At 41.2% G+C, this 26,971-nt stretch carries 16 protein-coding genes, 1 tRNA gene and 3 rRNA genes; 8 read left to right on the top strand and 12 right to left on the bottom strand.

Translation table 11 applies throughout. The features are described from left to right. Positions 1-35 precede the first annotated feature (35 nt). A complete protein-coding gene (gene clpB / locus CMT41_RS13640) occupies positions 36-2,612 on the top strand; it encodes an ATP-dependent chaperone ClpB (protein ID WP_058027568.1) in 2,577 nt (858 codons plus the stop codon). Between the two features lie 94 nt (positions 2,613-2,706). On the opposite strand, the gene CMT41_RS13635 is transcribed toward clpB, so the two are convergent. Further along, the gene (locus tag CMT41_RS13635) at positions 2,707-3,198 is read right to left on the bottom strand and encodes a hypothetical protein (protein ID WP_058027567.1); all 492 of its coding nucleotides are present in this window, start codon (positions 3,196-3,198) and stop codon (positions 2,707-2,709) included. 432 nt (positions 3,199-3,630) lie between these two features. Between CMT41_RS13635 and CMT41_RS13630 the strand changes: the two genes are divergently transcribed. Then, positions 3,631-4,155 (top strand): PEP-CTERM sorting domain-containing protein, encoded by a 525-nt coding sequence (locus tag CMT41_RS13630; protein WP_058027566.1) that lies wholly within the window; start codon positions 3,631-3,633, stop codon positions 4,153-4,155. A gap of 806 nt (positions 4,156-4,961) precedes the next feature. Here the strand turns inward: CMT41_RS13630 and CMT41_RS13625 are convergent. Next, on the bottom strand, positions 4,962-8,087 hold the full coding sequence (locus CMT41_RS13625) for a S8 family serine peptidase (protein ID WP_058027565.1): 3,126 nt from the start codon (positions 8,085-8,087) through the stop codon (positions 4,962-4,964). Positions 8,088-9,074: 987 nt separating this feature from the next. On the opposite strand from CMT41_RS13625, the gene CMT41_RS13620 reads away from it, so the two are divergent. From CMT41_RS13620 to adk, 6 genes are all read left to right on the top strand, one after another. Beyond that, positions 9,075-10,630: ribosomal RNA gene (locus CMT41_RS13620) — 16S ribosomal RNA — on the top strand. A 229-nt stretch (positions 10,631-10,859) separates the two neighbouring features. After that, a tRNA-Ala gene (locus CMT41_RS13615) sits at positions 10,860-10,935 on the top strand. Positions 10,936-11,558: 623 nt separating this feature from the next. Then, positions 11,559-14,463 (top strand): 23S ribosomal RNA (locus tag CMT41_RS13610). Positions 14,464-14,592: 129 nt separating this feature from the next. Next, positions 14,593-14,707, top strand: a 5S ribosomal RNA gene (gene rrf, locus CMT41_RS13605). The 16S, 23S and 5S rRNA genes sit together here with 1 tRNA gene alongside, the layout of an rRNA operon. A 2,299-nt stretch (positions 14,708-17,006) precedes the next feature. Beyond that, positions 17,007-18,968: a molecular chaperone HtpG gene (htpG, locus tag CMT41_RS13595; protein WP_057181828.1), complete on the top strand. Its 1,962-nt coding sequence runs from the start codon at positions 17,007-17,009 to the stop codon at positions 18,966-18,968. 254 nt (positions 18,969-19,222) lie between these two features. After that, complete coding sequence (adk, locus tag CMT41_RS13590) at positions 19,223-19,867, top strand: adenylate kinase (RefSeq protein WP_057181827.1); 645 nt, start codon at positions 19,223-19,225, stop codon at positions 19,865-19,867. A gap of 80 nt (positions 19,868-19,947) precedes the next feature. Here the strand turns inward: adk and CMT41_RS13585 are convergent, their stop codons facing one another. The 10 genes from CMT41_RS13585 to hisC all read right to left on the bottom strand — a co-directional run bounded on the left by CMT41_RS13585 (position 19,948) and on the right by hisC (position 26,969). Further along, positions 19,948-20,424 carry a GNAT family N-acetyltransferase gene (locus CMT41_RS13585; protein ID WP_057181826.1) on the bottom strand — a complete coding sequence of 159 codons (477 nt, stop codon included), beginning with the start codon at positions 20,422-20,424 and terminating at the stop codon, positions 19,948-19,950. A 15-nt stretch (positions 20,425-20,439) separates the two neighbouring features. Beyond that, positions 20,440-20,736, bottom strand: a complete 297-nt coding sequence (locus CMT41_RS13580; protein WP_057181825.1) for a DUF6559 family protein — start codon at positions 20,734-20,736, stop codon at positions 20,440-20,442. A gap of 211 nt (positions 20,737-20,947) precedes the next feature. Further along, positions 20,948-21,181: a hypothetical protein gene (locus CMT41_RS19235; RefSeq protein WP_088568942.1), complete on the bottom strand. Its 234-nt coding sequence runs from the start codon at positions 21,179-21,181 to the stop codon at positions 20,948-20,950. Between the two features lie 73 nt (positions 21,182-21,254). Beyond that, positions 21,255-21,452: a hypothetical protein gene (locus CMT41_RS19230; protein WP_088568943.1), complete on the bottom strand. Its 198-nt coding sequence runs from the start codon at positions 21,450-21,452 to the stop codon at positions 21,255-21,257. Between the two features lie 436 nt (positions 21,453-21,888). Then, a complete protein-coding gene (gene hisIE, locus CMT41_RS13570) occupies positions 21,889-22,509 on the bottom strand; it encodes a bifunctional phosphoribosyl-AMP cyclohydrolase/phosphoribosyl-ATP diphosphatase HisIE (protein WP_057181824.1) in 621 nt (206 codons plus the stop codon). Further along, entirely contained in the window at positions 22,503-23,291 is a 789-nt protein-coding gene (gene hisF / locus CMT41_RS13565; protein ID WP_058027563.1) for an imidazole glycerol phosphate synthase subunit HisF, read from the bottom strand. Before hisF ends, hisIE begins: the two co-directional genes overlap by 7 nt. Beyond that, positions 23,285-24,055 carry a 1-(5-phosphoribosyl)-5-[(5-phosphoribosylamino)methylideneamino]imidazole-4-carboxamide isomerase gene (gene hisA, locus CMT41_RS13560; protein WP_058027562.1) on the bottom strand — a complete coding sequence of 257 codons (771 nt, stop codon included), beginning with the start codon at positions 24,053-24,055 and terminating at the stop codon, positions 23,285-23,287. Before hisA ends, hisF begins: the two co-directional genes overlap by 7 nt. Then, positions 24,052-24,717, bottom strand: coding sequence for an imidazole glycerol phosphate synthase subunit HisH (gene hisH / locus CMT41_RS13555; protein WP_058027561.1), 666 nt, complete (start codon positions 24,715-24,717; stop codon positions 24,052-24,054). Before hisH ends, hisA begins: the two co-directional genes overlap by 4 nt. Then, on the bottom strand, positions 24,717-25,802 hold the full coding sequence (gene hisB / locus CMT41_RS13550) for a bifunctional histidinol-phosphatase/imidazoleglycerol-phosphate dehydratase HisB (protein WP_057181820.1): 1,086 nt from the start codon (positions 25,800-25,802) through the stop codon (positions 24,717-24,719). The genes hisH and hisB overlap by 1 nt, the downstream gene beginning before the upstream one ends. A 54-nt stretch (positions 25,803-25,856) precedes the next feature. Beyond that, a complete protein-coding gene (gene hisC, locus CMT41_RS13545; protein WP_058027560.1) occupies positions 25,857-26,969 on the bottom strand; it encodes a histidinol-phosphate transaminase in 1,113 nt (370 codons plus the stop codon). Between the last annotated feature and the right edge of the window lie 2 nt (positions 26,970-26,971).

Here is a 26,971-nt window from a genome sequence, read left to right as displayed (position 1 = left end):
GGCTTAATGAATCCACTTGCTATTAGGAGATAAAAATGCGTTTAGATCGTTTTACCCAATCATTTCAAGAATCCATTGCTGATGCACAATCACTTGCCTTAGGCAAAGATCACCAGTTCATTGAACCCATTCATTTGATGTTAGCCTTACTTAATCAAAACGGTAACTCTGTTATTGCCTTGTTAAAAAGTGCTGGTATTGATGTGCGCTCTTTGCGTCAGAAAATTGAATCTGGCTTAGCTTCATTAGCGCAAGTGGAAGGTAGCGGCGGAGACGTGAAATTATCAGCGGCCTCAGGCCGAATTTTAAATCTATGTGATAAACATGCACAAAAAATGTCTGATAAATATATTTCTTCAGAAATGTTTATATTGTCTGCTATCGAAGATAAAGGCCCCTTAGGAAAAATTCTAATCGAATTAGGGGCCAATCAACAACGAATAAAGTCGGCGATTGAACATATTCGTGGTGGTCAAAAGGTTGAGGAACAAAATGCTGAAGGTGTTCGCCAAGCCTTAAATAAATATACCATTGATTTAACCGAGCTCGCTGAGCAGGGTAAGCTTGATCCCGTTATCGGTCGTGATGATGAAATTCGTCGTACATTGCAAGTTTTACAGCGTCGGACTAAAAACAACCCAGTACTCATAGGGCTACCCGGTGTCGGTAAAACGGCTATTGTTGAAGGTTTAGCCCAACGTATTGTTAACCATGAAGTTCCCGAAGGTTTGAAAAATAAGCGGGTATTATCACTGGATATGGGAGCACTGGTTGCCGGTGCAAAATATCGAGGTGAATTTGAAGAGCGTTTAAAAGCAGTGCTGAATGAATTGGCAAAAGAAGAAGGTCAAGTCATTCTCTTTATCGATGAATTACATACCATGGTCGGTGCCGGAAAAGCCGATGGCGCCATGGATGCGGGTAATATGTTAAAACCGGCGTTAGCTCGAGGTGACTTGCATTGTGTTGGCGCTACTACGCTTGATGAGTACCGTAAATATATAGAAAAAGATGCTGCGCTTGAGCGACGTTTTCAAAAAATCTTAGTCGAAGAGCCAAGTGTTGAAGATACTATTGCTATATTGCGCGGTCTAAAAGAGCGTTATGAGTTACACCATTCAGTCAATATTACCGATCCTGCCATTGTGGCGGCAGCAACGTTATCCCATCGTTATATTAGTGATAGACAATTACCGGATAAAGCCATCGATCTTATTGATGAAGCGGCATCGAGCATTCGTTTACAAATGGACTCTAAGCCAGAAGATCTCGATAGGCTTGAACGACGATTAATTCAGTTAAAGCTTGAGCAAAGGGCATTAGCAAAAGATGAAGATGAGGCTTCCATTAAGCGCTTGGCTATCATCTCGCAACAAATTACCGACAAACAGCTAAAGTATGATGAATTAGATGAAGTGTGGACCACGGAAAAAGCAGCACTTTATGGTGCCCACACAATCAAAGAAGAACTTGAGCAAGCACGTATTGAACTTGAGGCGGCAAGAAGAACCGGCGATTTAAATCGTATGTCTGAATTGCAATACGGCAAATTGCCCGAGCTTGAAAAGCAATTAGATTTAGCTAGCCAAGCTGAAATGCAAGAAATGACCTTGTTAGCCAATAAAGTTACCGAAGTTGAAATTGCTGATGTACTCAGTCGTGCTACCGGTATTCCTGTTGCTAAAATGTTAGAGCAAGAGCGAGATAAGTTATTACATATGGAAGATAGCTTGCACCAAAGTGTTATTGGGCAGGATGAAGCCGTCACGTCAGTGGCTAATGCTATTAGACGATCTCGGGCTGGTTTGAGTGACCCTAGTCAGCCAATAGGTTCTTTTTTATTTTTAGGACCAACGGGGGTTGGTAAAACTGAGTTAACCAAAGCACTTGCCGAGTTTTTATTCGACTCTCCAGATGCTTTAATTCGTGTTGATATGTCTGAGTTTATGGAAAAACACTCAGTAGCACGCTTAGTTGGAGCACCACCAGGCTACGTTGGTTACGAAGAGGGCGGTTATTTAACCGAAGCGGTACGCAGAAAGCCCTATTCTGTCATTTTACTTGATGAAATAGAAAAAGCTCATCCAGATGTGTTTAATATTCTATTACAAGTTCTTGATGATGGCAGATTAACGGATGGTCAAGGTCGCACTGTTGATTTCAAAAATACTGTTATTATTATGACCTCAAATATTGGCTCTGATGTCATTCAAGAGTTTGCTGGTGAGAGTCAATATCAGCAAATGAAAGCACAAGTAATGAATATTTTAGGACAATACTTTAAACCTGAGTTTATTAACCGTATCGATGAGTCGGTGGTTTTTCATCCGCTGGTCGCTGAGCAAATTAAACAAATTGCTAAAATACAAATTCAAGCTTTGGCACAAAGATTAGCGGCACAAGAGCTCAATTTAGAAATAACTGATGAGGCAATATCGCTCATTTCTACCGCAGGTTTTGATGCTGTTTTTGGCGCAAGACCTTTAAAACGTGCTATTCGACAAATGGTTGAAAACCCATTAGCTCAAAAAATTCTCAGTAGTGAATTTGCCAAAGGCACTACCATATTAGTGAGTGTTGTTGAGAATAAATTGAACTTCACCTACCAATAGCCTTTTGTCAGCTTGTGGATAATTAAGTGAATGATTATCGCTTGTTGCTAATGCTTAGTCCTACCGTTTAGATAAGTAGGACTAAGTAGGGATGCTATATATCTTTACTACAGTAAAGGCCTTCATGTTTTTTACTTAAGGTCAGTTTTTCTGCCTTTTCAGCTGCCGTTAATGGGCGACTGCCTATGCTACCATCGCTTTTTTCTTCACTAACATGAACATCATCTAACGAAGTTAACATCTTAATATTAAGTCGAGCAGCTTTGCAGTTCTTGGTAAAAGTTGCTTTGTTTTTGGCGGTAATATCGTCTTGAAGAGTTTCTTGCTGTGCAATGACTTGTGCCCGTTTATCTTTTTCAGCAAGTGCTTGTCTTTCATCTTTTGATAAGGCTCTAAATGACGATATAGTGCTTAGCTCAGTATAATCGTATCCTTGCGGCAGGTTTTGACTAAAATGGACAATATTATTTTTATCAATCCAACGATAGATAGCGATATTTTTTGCGTAAGCACTGTTGATAAGCGATGAGCTAATTAGTGTTACCGCTAAGAAAATGCCTGTGAAAGATATTTTTTTAATACTCATAGTTGAACCTTATTCTGTAACTTATAGGTAATAGTACAACGGATAGCATAGCCATTATATCGCGCTAAGTAAGTTGTAATACCAATTCAAGTAGGTTTCTGAGTGGAAACAGACTTAATAAGTATAGCTTTGTTTTTGTCACCCTAAGCTAGCAAATTCTTTATATAATGACAATTAGTTACTTTTTTCAGCTTACTGACTCGAGTGTCGGTTTTTTTTACACTCTAATACTTAATTGTTAAGGGCTAGTTAACTAAGTGTTATTGTTTGGCTAAATTATTGTAATTTAAGGTGAATATTATTTAGGCGTGATTATTGCTTTATACAGTGCAATGTCGGTAGTTACTTATACTAGTCGCTTAATACTTCTTAAGTAACACCGCTATTAACACTATAAAAAATATAATAGTCATAATATAAATAGGAAGTAACATGTTAAATAAATTAGTTTTACGCGCTTTATTCTCTGTATCGTTAGCTTTTAGCTTTGTTGGTGCAGCAAATGCAACTTTGATCAGCCAAGATATCCTTGATGCAGGGAAAGTGATCGGTAATATAACCATTAATGTCGACAACGCAACAGAGTTTGATATCGGTGACTCTTATGTAAATAGTTTTGTTTCTTTCAACCTTTTTAATATTGATTTATTAGATTTAACTGCATATGATTTAGATAACCCTTCATTTGAAGCACACTTTAACAATGATGATTTAGCTGCAGGGCTCCTAACTCTTGATTTTGATTTAAAAGATATATATAATGCATTTTCATGGGCTGGTTCTATTTGGAATGTCCCATCTATGGATTATATCGATGTTTTTGATGGTCCAAATAGCGTTTTAGTATATACTACTGATGTAACTTTAGGTGATGTTTCCGTTGTTCCTACTCCTGCTACTTTAATACTTTTCTTAACTGCTATTGCTGGTTTAGCATCACGTCGTAAAAAGAGCTAATTTACCCTTAGTGGTGTTTTAAATATAGAGCAATTATCATTACTCGGTATTTAATTAAAAAAGGCTTTACTAAGGTAAGGCCTTTTTTATGCCTGTAACTTAGCTTGAGAAAGTACAAGCAAGTTAAAAGTATCAAGTTACTCCCATACTCCTTATTTCATCGCCACTGGTTTTTCAACCTTATAATTGCATGCACTAATCCCTGAGACTTAGCAGCTAAACTTGTCGGGAATCTAGTCACTTAAACTATAGATTCCGGCTTAAATGACTTCCAGAATGACGACAATCGCTATTTTTTTCTTATCCCGAGTTTGCCTTAGTTAACCTCCTTATAAAACTTACCCTTGCAAGCATGTTTAAGTCTGTCTAATTAGGGCTACACGATGAATAACTCTTATCAATTCTAAAGCTACGGAGTTTAACTAACCACTTTGAATACTTATGACTACTGGCTAAATGTCAATGAGGTCCATTGCCCGTTTGTGGCTAAGGAGATGGTTAACACGCGTTCTACATCGGTAAAGCTGCAGTGTGATGTTGTAATTTAATTTGAGCTGTGGCATTAGTCGAAGAGGTGTATAGCTTTAGTTTGAAATTTCCTAGCCAAGGTTAGACTGTTTTAAAGTAAGGCTATTTTAAAAGTAAACATTGAGAGCTTACCAAAAGCAGGTTAAGAGTAGATTAATTACAGAAGTCTTTAATAGCGAGGCAAATAAAAAGCCCACTTAAATGATTTAAATGGGCTTTGCTAATATTATTTAGCTAACGCATAAATAGCGTTAGCATTGAACAATGAGTAACTAAGACTAGTTATTTAATTCAAGGACAGTAGTACCTTCAGCTTCTCCATCAGCATTGAAGTAAGTTACCGCACCCATATAAGTTGTACCCGTTGGTAAACCTCTGGTCATAATAGTAGTGTAATTAAAACGACCTGTAATGGCTCTACGGCTAGAGATAACACGAGTAGTACTCTCAGCTTGATCTGCAATCCAACCAACCATAGTATAATCAGTTGCTGAGGCTGCACCGGTTGAATAACCATGAATCATAGTTAGATAAACATCACCAACACTCACATCTGCACGTGGCTCAGGGTTAGTTAAAATAACATTTTCATTTGAACCAGCGTTTAATGAGTTAGCAACTTGAGTACATGACCATTTATCACAACGGTAAACGTATAGATCAAGATCGCTATCTGCTTCTGTTACTAAAGCATCCGATAAGCTAAAGCGAGCTACTTGAGTACCAACAGGGATATGGAACATATGGTAGTTAGTACCAGCACCTAAAAACTCAAATTCTTTAGCTGGGTCTGCTTCAACAGTACCAGCCGTACCAAATGGTGCAACTAAACCGGCATGTTTAATACTTGTTCTACCAGAGTAAAGCATCTTAACTGGGAAGCGGAAACGACCACGTCTAAGATCACCAGAGATAAGTTCAGGCACTTCAATTTTAACGGTAGGTACCGCTTTAATTGCTAGTGGTAAACGTACTGAGTGACCAGCACTGTCTGTCCAAGTAATAGCACCAAATTTCCAAGCATTAACTTCTGTGGTTTCTGTTTTACTGAACGTTAAGGCAAAACTCGCTTTACCGTCGGCATCAACATCTAAACTCGTTGTTGGCGTTTCATCACCATTGGCATCAAACGTTTGAATACTTACGTCAAAACCTGCAGGCGCTTCAATTGTTGCAGAATAAGAAGATGCTGCAAGCGTTGCATTTGATACTGTTCTGAAAATAGTTTCAGCTTCAAGTAACTCGGCAATAGCGATTGATGGTAAGTTTAATTGACTTGCATCAGTACTAAAACCTTTGGTTGTTAGGTCAGCACAACTAGTATCGTAACCTGCAACAAAGCTTTCTTTGTCTTGACCACAAAGGAAAGCGAGGTAATCAGCTAGGTTAATATCAAACAATAAACCTGGATCTAAAGCTGAAACAGGTGCTACATGACCAGAGCCAAAATCATATGGGTCTGCTGGTGTAGTACCATCTTCTTTCGTTAAGTCTTGACGAGCAGTTGTCATCATTGCTGATTTAATTTGTGCTGGCGTCCAAGAGCTATTCGACTCTTTAAATAACGCCGCTAAACCGGCAATATGCGGGCTAGACATAGATGTACCTTGCAGGTACATAAATGTCTCACCTTGTGTACCAGACATTGGTGCAGACGTAGTTGCTGCTAAGATTTTAACACCAGGAGCAGTAATATCAGGTTTGATAATATCGTAAGTGTTTAAGTTTGGACCACGTGACGAGAACGACGCTATGGTATTACCCACTTCAACCACTTCACCTGAAGCCGCGGTATCAGTAAAAATTACTGCCGTGCTTTCAGCAAGAACACTTGCTGTTAATGCTTGGCCATCAGCAAAAGATATCATTGAACCCGTAATAGTTACTGCGGGATCTTCACCACCCATAGAAAATGGTGAGGTGCCGTCATAAGTATAAACAAGTGCACCAATCGCACCCGCATTTTGCGCATTGATGAACTTCTCAGTAAAAGCACATGAACCACGAGCAATAAGTGCTATTTTACCAACTAATTCATCTGCATTAGTTAAAGGTGCATCATTACAGGCTTCAACCGGTTCAGCTAAAGCAAGTTCACCGGCAAGACCAACTGTTGCCGGAGCAAAGGCTGCAGGAACTGACATCAGTGAAGTTCCGGCTAAAGAACCAGAAGTAACATCAAGCGCTTTACCTATAATAGTAGAAGTACCATTATAAGTAGATGCTGCGACACTGGTAACCCAAGGAGCAGGAGTACCAACAGTTTCTTTATCAGGACCACTATTACCTGCAGAAACAGCAACGAAGACACCGGCAGCGGCAGCATTTAACATGGCTGCAGACGCAGGCACTGTTAAGTCAGTTCTGCTACCACCAATCGAGTAGTTGATTACATCAACACCATCAGTTACCGCAGCATCGATTGCTGCCATAGTATCGCCACCGAAACAACCACGTTCTTTATTGCCTTCAGGACTAACATAGTCGCTATTCCAACAAACCTTATATACCGCAATACGAGCACGAGGTGCCATGCCTGAAACTGTACCTGCTGGAGCTCCTGAAAGTATAGCCGCTACACCTTCATTACCACCAGCAGTACTAGCCGTATGGCTACCATGACCGTCAGCATCACGAGGAGAATCAAATTCCCCTAAGCTATACTGAATATCGTATTGGCTGCTAAAGCTAGCACCAAAATAACGAGCACCAATTAATTTATTATTACAGCTAAATTCTAAATCAGTGCCGGTATCACAAGTACCCTGCCAACCAAGGTCGGCTGGATCTGAATATGAGCCATCATCGGCAAAACTAGGGTTTTCCGGCCATACACCCGTATCGATAACCCCGATAATGACACCTTCACCTTTTATATTCAGGGCGTGTTGTCCACCAGGCCCTGTTAAACCAAGGAATTCAGGAGTGTTTGCTGTGTTTACCACATGTAACTTATCTTCCCATATACCAATAACATCAGGGTGAGATTCTAATTGCGCTTTTTGCTTAGCATTAAGTTTGGCGGTGAAACCATTATAAGTATGTTTAAAAGAATGCAAAATTTCCAGTGAATCAATTGAACTTGCTACTTGCTTTTGTTTGTTTTCCATTGCTTGTGTATAAGCTTTCATTGCAGGGGTATAAGCGTTGTAGCGATTACCTGTATTTGCAACTAATTGATTGGTGGGTAACAGCTCACCAATATCTTGTGCTTGAGCAATACCAGTCTTACCCCTTAATTGAATAATATAGCCTGTAGTTTTATGTTTGCTATTAATTTCACTACCTACTGATTTGAACTTACTGATATCGCCAGTAATTTCATTAGCTACTACTGCATTGGATGCGCCAGCAGTGAGTGCTAATGTAATCAGACTCCCTATTATGGATTTCTTAAAATACATATTTATCTCCGGTTTATTGTTATATCTTCGCTGTGTATATTTATTACACTTTCTTTATCTTCATTGGCAAAAGCACAATGAAAAGTAGCGAGTAAAATATATAAGCAATAATAGTGCCTTTGTTACACAAATGTTAATAAGTGGTGTTGTTTTGGTACTTTAAGAGTGATGTATAGGATCAAAGCAGTTGCTACAATGTAAACAATGTAAAATATGTTTACATAAATATTTGCTTAAAGTGCAATAATAGTCAGTATATCTTCCTGTATATTGTATATTATTGGCTTATGTCTTTGTTTATATTGGTTTTTGTATGCTTTTGTTCTTTGTGGGTAGTTATGCGGTGACATGTAAAGAAAGCTGACACTGACCTGTAGCTGTTGATGTTTTGTACTTTATGTATCATTTGTAATCGAACAAACAAAAAAGTAAAATTAACGCTTGTGCTACACTCAAAACTCTATAGAATCCGCATCCAGTTCCAAGGGGTTCAGGGAAAATGAATCATCAACGAACTGTTTTGATAAGTTATCTACTTCCTTTTAAGGTAAATCAGCTAACTTAAGCTAACGTTTTAAAGTGTTTTAAAATACTTTACTTTTTATAAAAAAAACGTTGACATCAAAACTCGGAGGCGTACAATGCGCATCCTGCTTCGGGCAAACGGCAACGTTAGCAAGGAGTTAAAGCGAGTAACGAATGCGATTACTGCTTATTTCTTTAACAATTAGTTATCATGCAATTTGTGTGGACACTCACATTAATGTTGTTTTACATAGTTTTCCTTTCGGGGAGAACAAAAACGCTTAATGAATGATGTTCATGCAAATAAATATAAGTTACTTATTTCTAGCGAGATAGGTAGCGACTATGTAATGCTTCTTTTACTTGTAGGCGGGAACTTGTTCGCGCATTACTTTTAAAAGAAACGACAGAATTCATTGAGCAGTAACACATCGCTTGCGATGAGGTTACACAAACGATTTTTAATTGAAGAGTTTGATCATGGCTCAGATTGAACGCTGGCGGCAGGCTTAACACATGCAAGTCGAACGGTAACATGAACTAGCTTGCTAGTTTGATGACGAGTGGCGGACGGGTGAGTAATGCTTGGGAATATGCCTTGGAGTGGGGGACAACAGTTGGAAACGACTGCTAATACCGCATAACGTGCTTTTTGTAGTGAAAAGTACCAAAGGGGGGGATCTTCGGACCTCTCGCTTCTTGATTAGCCCAAGTGAGATTAGCTAGTTGGTAAGGTAAAGGCTTACCAAGGCGACGATCTCTAGCTGGTTTGAGAGGATGATCAGCCACACTGGGACTGAGACACGGCCCAGACTCCTACGGGAGGCAGCAGTGGGGAATATTGCACAATGGGCGAAAGCCTGATGCAGCCATGCCGCGTGTGTGAAGAAGGCCTTCGGGTTGTAAAGCACTTTCAGTTGTGAGGAAAGGTGGTGATTTAATAAATCATCACTGTGACGTTAGCAACAGAAGAAGCACCGGCTAACTTCGTGCCAGCAGCCGCGGTAATACGAGGGGTGCAAGCGTTAATCGGAATTACTGGGCGTAAAGCGTTCGTAGGCGGTTATTTAAGCAAGATGTGAAAGCCCAGGGCTCAACCTTGGAACTGCATTTTGAACTGGGTAACTAGAGTACTGTAGAGGGTGGTGGAATTTCCAGTGTAGCGGTGAAATGCGTAGAGATTGGAAGGAACATCAGTGGCGAAGGCGGCCACCTGGACAGATACTGACGCTGAGGAACGAAAGCGTGGGGAGCGAACAGGATTAGATACCCTGGTAGTCCACGCCGTAAACGATGTCAACTAGCCGTTCGTGGACTTGATCCGTGAGTGGCGCAGCTAACGCACTAAGTTGACCGCCTGGGGAGTACGGCCGCAAGGTTAAAACTCAAATGAATTGACGGGGGCCCGCACAAGCGGTGGAGCATGTGGTTTAATTCGATGCAACGCGAAGAACCTTACCATCCCTTGACATCCTCAGAAGCCAGTAGAGATACAGGCGTGCCTTCGGGAACTGAGTGACAGGTGCTGCATGGCTGTCGTCAGCTCGTGTTGTGAAATGTTGGGTTAAGTCCCGCAACGAGCGCAACCCCTATCCTTATTTGCCAGCGCGTTATGGCGGGAACTCTAAGGAGACTGCCGGTGATAAACCGGAGGAAGGTGGGGACGACGTCAAGTCATCATGGCCCTTACGGGATGGGCTACACACGTGCTACAATGGCAGGTACAGAGGGCTGCAATACCGCGAGGTGGAGCGAATCCCACAAAGCCTGTCGTAGTCCGGATCGGAGTCTGCAACTCGACTCCGTGAAGTCGGAATCGCTAGTAATCGTGGATCAGAACGCCACGGTGAATACGTTCCCGGGCCTTGTACACACCGCCCGTCACACCATGGGAGTGGGATGCAAAAGAAGTGGCTAGTTTAACCTTCGGGAGGACGGTCACCACTTTGTGTTTCATGACTGGGGTGAAGTCGTAACAAGGTAACCCTAGGGGAACCTGGGGTTGGATCACCTCCTTATCTTGAAGTAAAATTGCTTAATGAAAGCTTCGGCTTTACGAGTGTTCACACAAATTACATGATAACAAATATGAAGAAGAACCAACCCACTAAAGCTTTTATGTTTTAGGCGGAGTTAATTTTCTTTACTTCAAGGCGCTTGAACATTGAAGGAATGAATGTAGATAACTACATGATTCACTGAGATGCGAATGCAACGATGAAGTTAAGTAAAGGAATTCGCATAAATGGGGCTATAGCTCAGCTGGGAGAGCACCTGCCTTGCACGCAGGGGGTCAGCAGTTCGATCCTGCTTAGCTCCACCATTTAATTTTACTCAGCGTTAGTTCGCAGCTCGTGTAGTAAACTACACGTCGCTACCAACTGCCTTGATTAAAAGTAAATGGATATTTTCTTCTTCAATAAAAAGAGAATAGAAGCCAAATTTAAACTACGCTTTATAAGCTATTTTAAATTTGGTTTTTTTAAACCACTTTTTAAGCGAATGTGCCTTAAATTGAAGTTCTTTAACAATCTGGAAAGCTGATATAAATATCGGTATTTATGTCGTAACGAACGGTGTCGCGCTGAACGTTGCAATGATATAAATACCAACAAAAGCGATGCAATCTCTCCCAAGAGGTTGTATCAACATTCGATTGATGTCTACTCGACATTGATTGTCTTATCAAGTAACTCATCTTATATGAACCTTTCGAGGTAAGTATATTGAGTACGTGAAAATGTCAGACTTTACAATTAGTTCGGATTAGTCTCCGAACAGTCCAGTATGGATTGGTTTTAGCAATAAAATTGATTCGACGGATTTTAGTGTTTAGGCAAGGCGCACGAAGCGCGAGTAAAGGAGTGTAGTTTACTACATGACTGAGCAAGCAATGAAATGCAACGACGCATAAGCAGTAAAAGACAAGAATACTTGGGGTTGTATGGTTAAGTGACTAAGCGTATGTGGTGGATGCCTTGGCAGTTAGAGGCGATGAAGGACGTGTTAATCTGCGAAAAGCTCAGGTAAGGTGATAACAACCGTAATAGCCTGAGATGTCCGAATGGGGAAACCCACTTAGCATAAGCTAGGTATCGTTAACTGAATACATAGGTTAACGAGGCAAACCGGGAGAACTGAAACATCTAAGTACCCCGAGGAAAAGAAATCAACCGAGATTTCGTTAGTAGCGGCGAGCGAACGCGAATCAGCCCTTAAGCTTATTGGGCGCTAGTGGAATCTACTGGAAAGTAGAACGATACAGGGTGATAGTCCCGTACACAAAAGCAACCTTTAAGTGAAATCGAGTAGGACGGAGCACGTGAAACTTTGTCTGAATATGGGGGGACCATCCTCCAAGGCTAAATACTACTAACTGACCGATAGTGAACCAGTACCGTGAGGGAAAGGCGAAAAGAACCCCTGTGAGGGGAGTGAAATAGAACCTGAAACCGCATACGTACAAGCAGTGGGAGCCAAATTTAGTTTGGTGACTGCGTACCTTTTGTATAATGGGTCAGCGACTTATATTCTGTAGCAAGGTTAACCGATTAGGGGAGCCGTAGCGAAAGCGAGTGTTAACTGCGCGTTTAGTTGCAGGGTATAGACCCGAAACCCGGCGATCTACCCATGGGCAGGTTGAAGGTTGAGTAACATCAACTGGAGGACCGAACACACGTATGTTGAAAAATGCGGTGATGACTTGTGGGTCGGAGTGAAAGGCTAATCAAGCCGGGAGATAGCTGGTTCTCCCCGAAATCTATTTAGGTAGAGCCTCGGACGAATACCATTGGGGGTAGAGCACTGTTAAGGCTAGGGGGTCATCCCGACTTACCAACCCTTTGCAAACTCCGAATACCAATGAGTACTATCCGGGAGACACACTGTGGGTGCTAACGTCCATTGTGAAGAGGGAAACAACCCAGACCGCCAGCTAAGGTCCCAAAGTACTAGTTAAGTGGGAAACGATGTGGAAAGGCATAGACAGCTAGGAGGTTGGCTTAGAAGCAGCCATCCTTTAAAGAAAGCGTAATAGCTCACTAGTCGAGTCGGTCTGCGCGGAAGATGTAACGGGGCTAAACTAGTCACCGAAGCTGCGGATTTGCAATTTATTGCAAGTGGTAGGGGAGCGTTCTGTAAGCCGTTGAAGGTAGATTGAGAAGTCTGCTGGAGGTATCAGAAGTGCGAATGCTGACATGAGTAACGATAAGGGGAGTGAAAAACTCCCCCGCCGAAAGACCAAGGTTTCCTGTCCCATGTTAATCAGGGCAGGGTAAGTCGGCCCCTAAGGCGAGGCGGAAACGCGTAGTCGATGGGAAACAGATTAATATTTCTGTACTTCATTATATTGCGAAGGAGGGACGGAGTAGGCTAGGTGAGCACGGCGTTGGTAGTCCGTGTGAAAGGCTGAAGGTTGGGAGATTAGGTAAATCCGGTCTCCTCCTTTTATTAGGAAAACTGAGAGCTGAGACGAGTCACTACGGTGATGAAGTCATTGATGCCACACTTCCAGGAAAAGCTTCTAAGCTTCAGATATAGTGGAACCGTACCCCAAACCGACACAGGTGGTTGGGTAGAGAATACTAAGGCGCTTGAGAGAACTCGGGTGAAGGAACTAGGCAAAATAGTACCGTAACTTCGGGAGAAGGTACGCTGGTATAGGGTGAAGGAACTTGCTTCCGGAGCCTAAACCAGTCGAAGTAACCAGGTGGCTGGAACTGTTTATTAAAAACACAGCACTGTGCAAAATCGAAAGATGACGTATACGGTGTGACGCCTGCCCGGTGCCGGAAGGTTAATTGATTCGGTTAGACTTAGGTCGAAGCTGATGATCGAAGCCCCGGTAAACGGCGGCCGTAACTATAACGGTCCTAAGGTAGCGAAATTCCTTGTCGGGTAAGTTCCGACCTGCACGAATGGCGTAATCATGGCCACACTGTCTCCACCCGAGACTCAGTGAAATTGAATTTGCGGTTAAGATGCCGTATACCCGCGGCTAGACGGAAAGACCCCGTGAACCTTTACTATAGCTTGACAGTGAACATTGCTCCTACATGTGTAGGATAGGTGGGAGGCTATGAAACCATGTCGCTAGATGTGGTGGAGCCAACCTTGAAATACCACCCTTGTATGCGTGATGTTCTAACCTAGGGCCGTAATCCGGCTTGGGGACACTGTCTGGTGGGTAGTTTGACTGGGGCGGTCTCCTCCCAAAGAGTAACGGAGGAGCACGAAGGTTGGCTAAGTACGGTCGGACATCGTACGGTTAGTGCAATGGCATAAGCCAGCTTAACTGCGAGACAGACACGTCGAGCAGGTACGAAAGTAGGTCATAGTGATCCGGTGGTTCTGTATGGAAGGGCCATCGCTCAACGGATAAAAGGTACTCCGGGGATAACAGGCTGATACCGCCCAAGAGTTCATATCGACGGCGGTGTTTGGCACCTCGATGTCGGCTCATCACATCCTGGGGCTGAAGTCGGTCCCAAGGGTATGGCTGTTCGCCATTTAAAGTGGTACGCGAGCTGGGTTTAGAACGTCGTGAGACAGTTCGGTCCCTATCTGCCGTGGGCGTTTGAGAATTGAAGAGGGCTGCTCCTAGTACGAGAGGACCGGAGTGGACGAACCACTGGTGTTCGGGTTGTCATGCCAATGGCATTGCCCGGTAGCTACGTTCGGAACTGATAACCGCTGAAAGCATCTAAGCGGGAAGCAGGCTTTGAGATGAGTTCTCACTGGGACTTTAAGTCCCCTAAAGGGTCGTTGGAGACTACAACGTTGATAGGTCAGGTGTGTAAGGACTGCGAGGTCTTGAGCTAACTGATACTAATTGCCCGTGAGGCTTAACCATACAACACCCAAGTAGTTTTTGACTATAAAGTGTGTGTGAGACTGACATAAATATATAAACACGTACTCGTGTTACTTGAATTGCTTTTGTAAACTTTTTATATCAAATTTCTAGATTGACCCTTTTTTGTTTAGCGACCATAGCGCTGTGGCCCCACCTGATCCCATTCCGAACTCAGAAGTGAAACGCAGTTGCGCCGATGGTAGTGTGGGAGTTCCCATGTGAGAGTAGGACATTGCTAAACTTCTATTTGTGCTTAGGCACTGAGAAGCCCGATTCGAAAGAGTCGGGCTTTTTACTGTCTGGGATTTGAAACAATCACTAATAAGCGCGAATAAATTCCCGCCTACAATATGAGAGCTGTGTAGGCGGGATTTCAATCGCGCAAGGTAATAGCGCCGAAGATAGTAAGCGTGTGGGTGTCTTCTCTTTATGTGAGAGTAGGACATTCTCGATTTCTATTAATAAAAACCCGCAACATTGTTGCGGGCTTTTTCTGTCTGGGATTTGAAACAATTACTAATAAGCGCGAATAAATTCCCGCCTACATATTTTGGCCCCACCTGATCCCATCCATGTACGTCACGCAGTTGCGCCGAAGGTAGTAAGCGTGTGGGTGTATTTCTCTTTATGTGAGGTCACTCCTGTGCATCCATGCACTTGTGACATTAGTGAATCCATTACGTCAGTAGGACATTCTCGATTTCTATTAATAAAAGCCCGATTCATAAGAGTCGGGCTTTTTGCTGTCTGAGATTTGAAACAATTACTAATAAGCGCGAATAAATTCCCGCCTACAATATGAGAGCTGTGTAGGCGGGATTTCAATCGCGCAAGGTAATAGCGCCGAAGGTAGTAAGCGTGTGGGTGTATTTCTCTTTATGTGAGAGTAGGACATTCTCGATTTCTATTAAGAAAGCCCGATTCATAAGAGTCGGGCTTTTTACTGTCTGGGATTTGAAACAATTACTAATAAGCGCGAATAAATTCCCGCCTACATATTTTGGCCCCACCTGATCCCATTGAGTCTTCTCTAACGGAAAGTGCCGCAGCGTTGCAGAAATGAGCGCAGTTACGCCGAAGGTAGTAAGCGTGTGGGTGTATTTCTCTTTATGTGAGGTCACTCCTTTGCATCAGGATAATTGCTCAGGATAATATGCTCCTGCATTATCCTAATAAGTGGCATCCATGTACGTCAAGTAGTTGTGTCGAAGCTAGTAAGTGTGTGGGTGTTCTTATTTTATGTGAGGTCACTCCTGTGAATCCATTCACGTCAGTAGGACATTCTCGATTTCTATTAAGAAAAGCCCGATTCGAAAGAGTCGGGTTTTTTGCTGTCGGAGATTTGAAACAATTACTAATAAGCGCGAATAAATTCCCGCCTACATATTTTGGACCCACCTGATCCCATTCACTATTCTCTTACGGAAGTGCCGCGGCGCTGCAGAAGTTGAGCCTGCTCCTTGCCATCCATGGCAACGCGGCAACATTATTATATCCATGTATGTCAGCGCAGTTGCGCTGGAGGTAGTAAGCGGGTGGACTGCTCTTTATGTGGTAAAAATGTCTGGAGAATTTTTGTCTGCACTCAGTCTTACCCTAAGGGTGTAAGGCCGGATGCTTGGAATAATGTAGGACATTGCCAAGTTATTTCTGGGGTAAAGTGTCGTTATGTTGATATTAAATTTTCTAGTCAGTACCCGGTCAATATTTAAAACTGAAAGTAAAAAATGTAGCTAAAAATATAATTATTCAGCTTAATATTGCGTAATCCCTATTTTTACTTTAGTCATATTATATTACAAACTAACGGTATATTTTATACAATATACCCAGTAAGATGAAGTTGTTACTATTTTGTAAATTACTCCCTGCATTACAAATTAGTAGCAACATACTTTGTGGTTTGAGCTGATCTGTCAATCGTTCTTCACAGGTATATAAGCCCGGAGTAGGGTTTCTACTCCGGCATCAATCACTTGCAAGTATGTTATAGATATTTACTTTAAAGTTAAAGTGAATATTTATGTAGCATTTGTGAATTATTATATCAATGTATTGAAGTGATTTATCTATGCCCAATGGTAATACTATAGTAGTAATTGGCTGTATGTTTTATACACATCATAAGGTATTGTTATGCTGTTATTAATTGTAACTTACTCCCTTGGTGGTTCCTTAATAACAACATACTTGGTGTTTAGATCTGATCTGTCAATCGTATCGCACGAGTATACTTTTCCGGAGTAGGGAAACCTACTCCGGCACTCTATTTATAGCCGTTGAATTTCTTTCTGATTGTTCAACGTTAAATTCTAATCATCCCCAAGCTACGTAGGCATCTTACTTGCCTTATATACAAAATATGCAGTTATAGTTTGTCAGCGTTCGTTAAGAGAAAAATTTTTAACTTATTTACTTGATTTTAATGTTGTTGCCCTCAGATATGTATCAACTAAACAAACCCGCTCTGTACCTAGTACATGCAATGGTTTGGCGTCCAAGTAGGCGTCCAAATAGGTATTTAACAAAAGGTCGATAAAATGACAGTAGAAAATAAGCCAGTAAAACATGAATTTGCGTCAGATAACGCCAAGATACTTCACTTAATGATCCACTCACTTTATTCTAATAAAGAGATATTCCTACGTGAGTTAGTGTCAAATGCTGCCGATGCTGCGGATAAGCTGCGTTTTAAAGCATTATCTGATAATGCTTTATATGAAAATGATGGTGATTTACGCGTACGTGTTAGCTGTGATAAAGAAAATAACACCATCACTATTTCTGATAATGGTATTGGTATGAACCATGATGAAGTAATCGAACATCTAGGTACGATTGCAAAATCAGGCACTGCTGAATTTTTCTCAACATTATCAGGTGATCAAGCCTCTGACTCACAACTTATTGGTCAATTTGGTGTTGGTTTTTACTCATCTTTTATTGTTGCAGATAAAGTAATTGTTCGTACTCGTAAAGCGGGTGATGATGCCTCTGAAGGTGTCGAATGGATAAGTGCCGGTGAAGGTGAGTTTACTACCGCTAAGATTGAAAAAACTAATCGTGGTACCGATATCATTCTTCACTTAAAAGAAGGTGAGTCAGAATTTGCCGATGATTGGCGCTTAAAGTCAATTGTTACTAAATACTCTGATCATATCTCAGTATCAGTAGAAATGTTAACCACTGAAATACCAGCGGTTGAAGCCGTTGCTGAAGTGAAAGATGATGAAGGCAAGGTAACTACGCTAGCTATTGATGCTATAGATGCCGTACCTGCACTATGGGAAGCTGTTAATAAAGCAACTGCTTTATGGACACGCGAAAAGGCAGATATTACCGACGAAGAATATAAAGAGTTTTATAAACACGTCTCTCATGATTTTAGTGACCCACTTTTATGGGAACATAATAAAGTTGAAGGTAAGACTGAATACACGTCTCTACTCTATATACCTAGCAAAGCACCATTTGATATGTATAACCGTGAAAAACAACATGGTCTTAAACTGTTTGTTCAGCGTGTATATATTATGGATGATGCTGAGCAGTTTATGCCAACGTACTTACGTTTCGTTAAAGGCTCATTAGATTCAAATGATTTACCATTAAACGTTTCTCGTGAAATATTACAAGATAACAAGATTACTCAAGCTATTCGTAAGGGTTGTACTAAGCGCGTATTAAAAATGCTGGAGAAGTTAGCTAAAAAAGATGCGGATAAATATCAAGGCTTTTGGGATGAGTTTGGTCAGGTATTAAAAGAAGGTCCTTCTGAAGACCACAGCAATAAAGAACAAGTCGCTGGATTATTACGCTTTGCTTCCACCAAGGAAGATGTAGCAGCGCAAAATGTATCACTTGCTACTTACATTGAACGTATGAAAGAAGGCCAAGATAAGATTTATTATGTTGTTGCCGATAGCTTCGAAGCGGCTAAAAGTAGCCCGCATTTAGAAGTATTCCGTAAAAAAGGCATTGAAGTATTGTTAATGTCTGATCGCATAGATGAATGGTTAGTAAGCCATTTAACAGCGTTTGATTCTAAGCAATTACAGTCTGTTACTCATGGTGGTTTAGATCTGGGTGACATGGATGACGATGAAACTAAAGAAGCACAAGAGAAGCTTGAGAAAGAGTATGACTCTGTCGTTAAGCGCATTAAAGTTTGCTTAGAAGGAAAAGTTAAAGATGTTAAACTTTCTCAACGTCTTACCGACTCTCCTGCTTGTATCGTCGCTGATGATAATGACATGACTAGCCAAATGGCTAAGTTAATGGCTTCGGTTGGTCAAGACGTGCCAGATACATTACCTATCTTTGAAATCAATGGTGAGCATGATCTTATTAAACATATTGCCGATGAACAAGATGATGATAAATTCGGCCAGTGGGTTGAAGTGTTGTTTGACCAAGCTATGTTAGCTGAACGTGGTAGCTTAAAAGATCCTGCTAGCTTCGTTTCTCGCTTGAATAAATTAATGTTAAGCCTAACTAAGTAATTATTTAATGCTAAGTTAAATTATTAGATAATACTTTAGTCTTAAAAAGGAGGGTTTCATGCATGAAACACCTCCTTTTTTGATCAATCTGAGCTATCACTACTTGTTTGCAAATAGGCTAGCTTGTATAGTGTCTGCCGGCTTTATGGAAAAGCTAAGAAATATTACCTTTGCTCGATCAATGAGAATTTATAGTATTGAATAAAGGTAATATTTACTTTAACACTTCAACCATCAATTTAAGGTTACATAATATGCGCATTGTTTTATTAGGTGCTCCAGGCGCTGGTAAAGGCACACAAGCACAATTTTTAATGGCTAAATTTGGTATTCCACAAATTTCAACGGGCGATATGCTTCGTACTGCAATTAAAGCCGGCACTGAACTAGGCAATAAAGCTAAAGTCGTTATGGATGCAGGACAATTAGTTTCAGATGATTTGATCATCGGCTTAGTCAAAGAGCGAGTAGCTCAAGATGATTGTAAAGCAGGATTTTTACTTGACGGTTTCCCTCGTACTATTCCACAAGCGGATGCTATGAAAGAAAGTGGCATATCTGTGGACCATGTACTTGAATTTGATGTGCCTGATGAAGTGATTGTTGAGCGTATGGCTGGTCGTCGTGTTCATTCCGGCTCAGGACGTGTTTATCACCTTGTTTTCAATCCGCCAAAAGTTGCCGGCAAAGATGATGTTACCGGTGATGATTTATCTATTCGTCCTGATGATGAAGAAGCGACTGTACGTAAGCGCTTATCGATTTATCATGATCAAACTAAGCCATTAGTTGATTTTTATCAAGCGGAAGCTAAAGCGGGTAATTGTACCTACCTAACTATTGATGGCACACAAGCTGTTGAGGAAGTTAACGCATTATTATTAAAGCAACTTTCTTAGTAACCAGTAATTGTCTAGCTATTTAAGTTAAAAAACTCGCCTTGGCGAGTTTTTTTATTTCTAGGGTATATAATTTATTGCTAACTTTCTCTGAGCATAGCAATGTGTGGTATGCCATCTTCTAAATACATAGCCGATACCTGAGCGAAACCATGTCTTTGGTAGTATGACTTTAAATGTTGTTGAGCAGAGATTTTAATCTCTTCGTTAGGGTGATATTGCTGGCAAAGTGATAATGCTTCTTTCATTAATTCATGGCCCAAGCCTCCACCTCTAGCTTTATTGGCAATGACTACTCTACCTATACTGATATGGCTGGTATAGCTTTGACCTTTAGGTAAAATTCGCAGGTAAGCGACCAGTTGCTCTGCTTGATAACCTAAAAGATGTAGGGTTTGAGGGTGTCGGTCAAGCAGGTTTTTTTCGCTGTCTAGATCTGGGTAATAACACGTTTGTTCAACGACAAAAACATCAATGCGCAATTTCAGTACATCATATAATTGATTAAGTGATAGTTCGGAGAATGCTTTACTTTGCCAGGTGGTTTTTATGGTCATATTGAGTATGAACCGTTAAATAGTTAACTGCTTTAAGTAACCATAATACTTACGATCATTCAGGTAATCTTTAATTTCTTGTTTATATTTTCTTATGCACAATTCTGGGAACTCAGTAGTGACTATTTTATTTAGTGCACAAGGCTCAAGAAAGAGTAAGTAGCCCAGTGGTAGGTAGCTAGGATTGAAGTTGCATTGGTATACGGTTGCTCGAACTTGGCTAGCATTATAAAAAGTCTGCTCACCATAACGTTTTTGTAGTCTTGGTAACAGTTGGTTGCCGTATTTCTTTATTGCTCTACGTTTAAACATAGCTGTTCCTTAGCAGGTATTACTTATGGTCTTTTAGACAAATTAGCAGCTTATTATAATAAATAAGGTCAATAATTAGTCTACTCATTTTATTGCTCAGCATATTACTACATGTAGGGATAAAATGTAGCTAATAAAATCTATAATAACTCAAAGATTAATAGTTTTTATTTTATTGCTATCAACAAAAAATCCAGCTTATTGATAGGCTTTAACAATAGCGCCACGCTGGCGAAGTATTTAAGCCTTTATTCATCGCTTTAAAGGCTTCCTGCCCCTCAGAATGAGCCTTACTGATGACAAAATGGCGGGAGTCTTTAAGTACCAGGCCAATGTTTTTAACGGGTACTAGGTGAATTTTAGCCATAATAAAGCTTTGCTCTGGGCTTGAATTAAAGGGCATCAAAATAAAGTCTATCCATTGAATATCTACCATGCGTGCCATGGATAACCAAGAGTCTTATTGAATAAGCTTTTTAAGGTGAAGCTGCTGCAGTGTCTGCCAGTCAGTGCGCCATTTAGGTGTTGATACCGCCAAGGTCACTTAACACCTTAACCGCTAAGGTCTTAGTATTTTGGGGACTAGTATAGATACCAGCGATGTACTCGCCATTTCTTATGACTTCGTCAGAGATATAAACTTTACTGGCAATAGCTAGCGCATCTTGTTGCCAATAAGAATCAAAACTTATAAGCAGCTGACCATTTTCTAACATTTAAGTATTACGAAAGTTAACTTTACCTGGGGCGTAACTGAAACTGTGATTAAAACCACCAAGTTTGAGTGTCTGCTGGGCAATAATCATGTTAACCACGTCACGGCGGATGTTTTTACCTGAGAAATTATCTATTAAGCTGATATCTCTATCAGCAACAAAGTGCTGGTAATCAAGGTAGACATCATCACGAATATAAATACACTATGCTGCTGGCCGAGAACATTTCAGCTGAGACTTATGAGAGTAGCGATAAGTAGTGCTTTAGTGAATAACCTAGTGCCTATTTCATTAAAGAGTATTACCATAAAAGAACGCCATCTTTTTATAAACTAGTTCGCTGAAGTTAACTACTTGCATCCTTGTCTTATTAACATAACAAGGAGGCAAGCATGTAGCAAAATAGCATGAATACCTTCAATAATGGCAGGTGAAGTTATTTGTTATGACGCTGTTGTAATACCGCCATAACCTCATTGAGGTCGATATCTTGGTCGGCTAGGAGTACTAGGGTGTGGTAAAATAAGTCTGCACATTCACCTAGTAAGTCTTCTTTCGTTTCTGCTACTGCAGCCAGTGCAACTTCAACGCCTTCTTCACCGACTTTCTGCGCAATTTTGATGGTGCCGCGAGAAAATAAGTGTGCGGTATAACTGTCTTCTGGCTTATCATTTTTTCGGCTTGCAATCACTTGTTCAAGTTCACTGAGAAAGTTTTGCTGGGTTAATTTTTGCTCCGGAAAACATGACTCAGTGCCTAAGTGACAACTTGGCCCCATAGGCAAACAAGCAATAAGTAAACTGTCATTATCGCAATCAGTTAAGACTTGCTGAACGTTTAAAAAGTTACCTGAGGTTTCGCCCTTAACCCACAAAGCTTGTTTTGAACGACTATAGAAGGTTGCTTTACCTGTGGCTAATGTGGCAGCTAAGGATGCTTGGTTCATATAACCTTGCATTAGTATGGCTCCCGTTGCCGCATGCTGAATAATGGCAGGAATGAGGTTATTCATTTTCTGCCATGCTAAGTCATTAATATTGTCTTTGTTTACTAACATGGTCTTACCTCAATACGTTGTGTTTTTAAATAATTTTTTAACTCTTTAATGGCAATAACACCCTTATGAAAAACAGAAGCAGCCAGAGCGCCGTCAACATCGGCTTGTTGGTAGACATCACTAAAGTGCGCCATGGTACCCGCACCACCTGAGGCGATTAAAGGCACATTACATACCGCTCTTGCTTGTTTTAATTGCACAATATCATAACCTTGACGTACACCATCTTGGTTCATGCAATTGAGGACGATTTCGCCGGCACCTAGGCTAACTACTTTTTCAATCCAGTCAAACGTGGTCCAGCCGGTTTGCTTAGTACGCTTTTCATCACCAGTAAACTGGTAAACCTGATATTCCCCTTTGCCAGCATTAGCCTCTTTGTTATAAAAGCTATCAACGCCAACAACAATACATTGCTGACCAAAAATATCGGCTAAGCGAGTAATTAGCTCAGGGTCTTGCAATGCTGGGGAATTAATGGATATTTTGTCAGCGCCCATCATCAAGATTTCTTTAGCATCGGCTGCACTTTTTATCCCACCAGCAACACAAAAAGGAATATCAATGACCTCAGCAATACGACTTACCCAGCTTTTATCTACCACGCGACCATCAGAGCTGGCAGTGATATCATAAAAAACGAGTTCATCAGCACCTGCTTTGGCATATTTTTGTGCTAACGGCACTATATCGCCGATAATTTCGTGGTTTCTAAACTGTATACCTTTTACCACTTTTCCGTCCTTAACGTCGAGGCATGGAATAATTCTTCTGGCTAACATGGGGTTTTCTCCGCTACAGCTACAGCTTCAGCTGGAGGCCAACAGGCAATCGCCTCTTCAAGGGTAAACTTACCCTCAAGCAATGAACGACCTAAAATAACAGCGCTAACACCGGTTGGAATTAACGCTTTAATATCGTCTAAGCTGCCAATACCGCCCGACGCTTGCCAGTGAATATCTGGATACTTAGCACAAACTTCGCTATATAAATCAACATTAGTCCCCGTTAAAGTGCCGTCTTTACTAATGTCAGTACATAATACGTGCTTAATACCGGCATCTTGATATTGGGCAAGTAAATCTTCTAAGTTTACCCCGCTATCTTCAATCCAGCCATGAGTGGGCAGGGTTTTATTACCTTGGGCATCAATTTTTATATCAAGTGCTAGGACAATTTTTTCACAGCCGTAGGTTTTAAGCCATTGAGTAACTAGTTCTGGTTGTTTGATGGCTAAGCTGCCAATAACAACGCGATCTGCGCCTAGTGCTAATAGCTGTTTTACATCATCTTCACAACGTACGCCACCACCTACTTGTATGATCATTGAGGGGTGATTGACTACGGTCTTTAATGTTGCTAATTGACGTTTTGTGCTGTCTTTTGCGCCATCTAAATCGACAAAGTGCATGACAGTAGCGCCGGATTTAGCATAAGCCTGTTGACGCTCTTGCACCGTATATTCATAGTGGGTTTGTTGGTTATAGTCGCCTTGATACAAACGCACCACTTGGCCATTAATCAAATCAATTGCGGGAATCATCATAAGTTCACAAGCTCCTGTGGCCCTAGTTCTAAAAAGTTTTGAATGATCTTACTGCCCAAAGCACTGGAACGCTCAGGGTGAAATTGACAACCAATAAAGTTGTCTTTGGCAATAGCTGCTGAAAACGTACTACCATATTCACAGCTGGCAATGGTGTACTCACTTATAGGGGCGGCAAAACTGTGGACAAAATAAAAGTAATCACCCTCGGAAATACCTTTGAGCACGGGGTGGTCTGATATTTGGCTGAGGGTATTCCAGCCCATATGTGGCAACCTATTCCCTTGTGCTTTTAATGGCTCTACCTTAGTGGGAATTAAGTTTAAGCAAGGCACTAGGCCATCACTTTTCCCCTCAGTTGAGGACTTATTACCTTCGGTTGATGACTCTGTCATTAACTGCATACCTAAACAAAAACCAAGTACTGGCTGAGTCAGTTTTTGTAAGACACTCACTAAGTTTTTAGCGTTGATATTAGCCATGGCATGCTTAGCACTACCAACCCCAGGGAGTATTACTTTATCCGCTTGTTGGATGAGCTCAATATTATCAGTGATGGTCACTTGATAACCTAAACGCTCAACGGCAAACTTAACTGAGGCTAGATTTGCGCAGCCAGTATCAACAATGACATTCATTCCTGCAGATACTTCCTTAGTCATTATAAAATACCTTTTGAGCTAGGCATCTCATCACCGTCTACTTTAATGGCTTGACCTAACGCTCGGCCAAATACCTTAAATAGACTCTCAACCTGGTGGTGGCAATTCCCTTTACTGGTTGATAAATGTAAAGTTATTAACATTGAATCTGCTAATGAGCGGAAAAAATGGCCAACCATCTGTGTTGACATGCTTCCGACATTATCTGCGGTGAAATCGGCATCAAATTCAAGCCATGGACGACCAGAAAGGTCGATGGCACACTCGGCGCGACATTCATCCATAGGTAAGACAAAACCAAAACGACCAATGCCACGTTTGTCGCCCAGAGCTTGTCTTAAGGCCTGGCCAAGTGCAAGGGCGGTATCTTCAACACTGTGGTGCTCATCAATGTGATAATCACCACTGACGCTACATTGCAAACTAAAACCGCCATGAGTGGCTATTTGATCTAGCATGTGATCGAAAAAGCCTAAGCCCGTTGCTATATTATTGTCGCCTTTTTTATCTAAATTAACGGTGACCTTGATATCGGTTTCTTTGGTGGTCCGGGTAATACTCGCTATACGAGCTTGTGAGAATTTGGCTAAAACCTGTTCGCTCACTTGTGACCAATTGAAAGTTTTTCGATCATATTTGATGCCGACAATGCCCATATTCGCAGCAAGGCCCATATCGGTTGCTCTATCACCAATAACATAAGAATTAGTAAAATCAACTCTGCCTTGCTGTAAGTAATCGCTCACTAAGCCTAGTTTTGGTTTACGACAACTACAATTGTCTTCCTCAAAGTGTGGGCAAAGTAATACGTCTTGAAAATTCACCCCTTGAGAACTAAATAGCGCCATCATTTTATTATGAGGCAAATCAAAATCAGCTTGTGGAAAACTACTGGTGCCTAAGCCATCTTGGTTGGAAACCATCACTAGCTTAAAGCCTTTGGCTTGCAGTTTTAGTAATTCAGCAATGACATTCGGCTCAAACACTAGTTTTTCTAAGCTATCAAGTTGTTTATCGATGGCAGGCTCTTCAACCAAGGTGCCGTCACGGTCGATAAATAATATTTTTTCTTGGTTCTTACTCATAAAATACTCTTCATTATGTTCGTTTATTAGCCTTGTTACAGTACTAATTTTTACTTATAAGGCGGTTAATAATTGCTTTAGCTGTGCTAGTTCGTCCTCACTGCCAATGCTAATGCGAAGACAGTTTTCAAGCTGCTGCTGTTTAGACTGATCGCGAATCAATATGTTGTTTTCAAGTAACAAATTAAATACTCGGGCTTTATCCTCTGCGCTAGTACAACGAAACAGGACAAAATTTGCATCGCTGGTAAAGACATGGCAACACCAGTTTTGCTCAGTAAGCCAGTTACTTAACTGTTCACGTAATACTTTGGTTTGCTTTACCCTAGTTTGCATTATGGCTAAATCGTTCGTTAAGACTTGGCTAGCGATTTCAGCTACAGGTGCCGCAATAGGGTAGGGGGCAATAATCTTACTTAGTAAGGTAATTACGTCATTATTTGCTAAGGTAAAACCACAACGAAGACCAGCAAGCGCAAACGCTTTTGATAAGGTTCTAAGCACAATGACATTATCAAAATCATGCAATAATTGGGTGCATGAATACTCAGGTGAAAACTCGATATAAGCTTCATCAATCACCACCATAGCACTGCCTTTAAACAACGCAATAGCGGCTAGTATTTGTGCTTTTGGTAGTAAATTACCCGTTGGATTACCCGGTGAACATAAAAATACCACTTTCACTTTACCCACTTGTTGCTGCAAACCGTCTAAATCTAGCGTTAAATCAGCAGAGTTTAGCGCTACTTTAATAACCGCAGCACCGTGATTCTCAGCACTAATAGCGTACATGCCGTAAGTGGGTGGACATATTAAAATGGTGTCTTGGTATGCTTTACAAAAACTGCGAATGATAAGCTCTATGCCTTCATCGGCACCTCGTGTTGCTAGGATTTTATCTTTTGCTAAGCCTGAATATTCGCTATAGGCTGAAATTAAACAATCGGGCTGAAAATCCGGGTAGCGATTGATATTTATCGCGGATAACTGATATTGACCTTTGCCTGGTGCTTCATTTGCGTTTAGCCATACTTTATCTTCTTGAGCATCAGCGTTAGAAAATAGACGTCGTGCCGATTGATAAGGCACCATAGCAATTAATTCTTCGCGTGCTAATTGCTCAGCGGTCGTTAAAGCGTGTTTACTCATGCTTAACTTAGCCATGC

This window comes from Colwellia sp. MT41, assembly GCF_001444365.1.
Classification (GTDB): Bacteria; Pseudomonadota; Gammaproteobacteria; order Enterobacterales; family Alteromonadaceae; genus Colwellia; species Colwellia marinimaniae.
Note: the sequence above shows the minus strand (reverse complement) of the source record. Positions and strands in the feature narration are given on the sequence as shown.

Bases quoted from the DNA above. Each gene is read 5' to 3' on its own strand.
- hisC (WP_058027560.1), bottom strand. From the start codon at position 26,969: ATGGCTAAGTTAAGCATGAGTAAACACGCTTTAACGACCGCTGAGCAA.
- hisIE (WP_057181824.1), bottom strand. From the start codon at position 22,509: ATGTTAGTAAACAAAGACAATATTAATGACTTAGCATGGCAGAAAATG.
- clpB (WP_058027568.1), top strand. From the start codon at position 36: ATGCGTTTAGATCGTTTTACCCAATCATTTCAAGAATCCATTGCTGAT.
- htpG (WP_057181828.1), top strand. From the start codon at position 17,007: ATGACAGTAGAAAATAAGCCAGTAAAACATGAATTTGCGTCAGATAAC.
- CMT41_RS13585 (WP_057181826.1), bottom strand. From the start codon at position 20,424: ATGACCATAAAAACCACCTGGCAAAGTAAAGCATTCTCCGAACTATCA.
- CMT41_RS19235 (WP_088568942.1), bottom strand. From the start codon at position 21,181: ATGGCACGCATGGTAGATATTCAATGGATAGACTTTATTTTGATGCCC.
- CMT41_RS13625 (WP_058027565.1), bottom strand. From the start codon at position 8,087: ATGTATTTTAAGAAATCCATAATAGGGAGTCTGATTACATTAGCACTC.
- hisF (WP_058027563.1), bottom strand. From the start codon at position 23,291: ATGTTAGCCAGAAGAATTATTCCATGCCTCGACGTTAAGGACGGAAAA.
- hisB (WP_057181820.1), bottom strand. From the start codon at position 25,802: ATGAGTAAGAACCAAGAAAAAATATTATTTATCGACCGTGACGGCACC.
- hisH (WP_058027561.1), bottom strand. From the start codon at position 24,717: ATGACTAAGGAAGTATCTGCAGGAATGAATGTCATTGTTGATACTGGC.
- CMT41_RS19230 (WP_088568943.1), bottom strand. From the start codon at position 21,452: ATGTTAGAAAATGGTCAGCTGCTTATAAGTTTTGATTCTTATTGGCAA.
- adk (WP_057181827.1), top strand. From the start codon at position 19,223: ATGCGCATTGTTTTATTAGGTGCTCCAGGCGCTGGTAAAGGCACACAA.
- CMT41_RS13630 (WP_058027566.1), top strand. From the start codon at position 3,631: ATGTTAAATAAATTAGTTTTACGCGCTTTATTCTCTGTATCGTTAGCT.
- CMT41_RS13635 (WP_058027567.1), bottom strand. From the start codon at position 3,198: ATGAGTATTAAAAAAATATCTTTCACAGGCATTTTCTTAGCGGTAACA.
- hisA (WP_058027562.1), bottom strand. From the start codon at position 24,055: ATGATGATTCCCGCAATTGATTTGATTAATGGCCAAGTGGTGCGTTTG.
- CMT41_RS13580 (WP_057181825.1), bottom strand. From the start codon at position 20,736: ATGTTTAAACGTAGAGCAATAAAGAAATACGGCAACCAACTGTTACCA.